Annotated in this window: 1 pseudogene; it reads left to right on the top strand. The window is 37.8% G+C overall.

Annotation, left to right across the window (positions count from 1 at the left end):
- Window positions 1-904: pseudogene (rpoB, locus tag B3J44_RS12905) on the top strand (DNA-directed RNA polymerase subunit beta); the annotation flags it as partial.

The following is a 904-nucleotide window of genomic DNA, read 5'->3' as shown; positions in this document are numbered from 1 at the left end:
CAAACATTGGTTTGATTTCATCTCTTGGTGTTTATGCAAAAGTTAACGGAATGGGATTCATCGAAACTCCATACCGTAAAGTAACAAATGGTGTAGTTGATTTAGAAAGTACTCCAGTTTACTTAAGTGCTGAAGAAGAAGAAGGTAAAATGATTGCTCAGGCAAACATTGAAATGGACGAAACTGGTAAAATTACAGCTAGCAATGTAATTGCTCGTGAGGAAGGTGACTTCCCAGTTGTTGAACCATCAGTTGTTCATTATACAGACGTTGCTCCTAACCAGATTGCATCGATTTCTGCATCTTTGATTCCTTTCTTGGAACATGATGATGCGAACCGTGCGTTGATGGGTTCAAACATGATGCGTCAGGCAGTTCCTTTGATCCGTCCTGAAGCACCGATTGTTGGTACAGGTTTAGAGCGTCAGGTAGCTTCTGACTCAAGAGTATTGATCAATGCTGAAGGGCATGGTACTGTTGAATACGTAGATGCTAATATCATTACTATTAAATACGATCGTACAGAAGACGAGAGAATGGTTAGTTTTGATGCTGATGAGAAAACGTACAACTTAATTAAATTTAGAAAAACCAATCAAGGTACAAGTATCAACTTGAAACCAATCGTAAGAAGAGGTGACAGAGTTGTTCCTGGACAAGTATTGTCTGAAGGATATGCTACTCAAAATGGAGAATTAGCTTTAGGTAGAAACTTAAAAGTTGCGTTCATGCCATGGAAAGGGTACAACTTCGAGGATGCGATTGTAATTTCTGAAAAAGTAGTTCGTGATGATATTTTTACTTCTATCCACGTTGATGATTATTCATTAGAGGTTAGAGATACTAAGTTAGGAAATGAAGAGTTAACAAACGATATTCCTAACGTTTCTGAAGAAGCTACTAA

It is taken from the genome of Flavobacterium sp. UBA4854, assembly GCF_002399805.1.
GTDB classification, from domain to species: Bacteria; Bacteroidota; Bacteroidia; order Flavobacteriales; family Flavobacteriaceae; genus Flavobacterium; species Flavobacterium ginsengisoli.
Note: the sequence above shows the minus strand (reverse complement) of the source record. Positions and strands in the feature narration are given on the sequence as shown.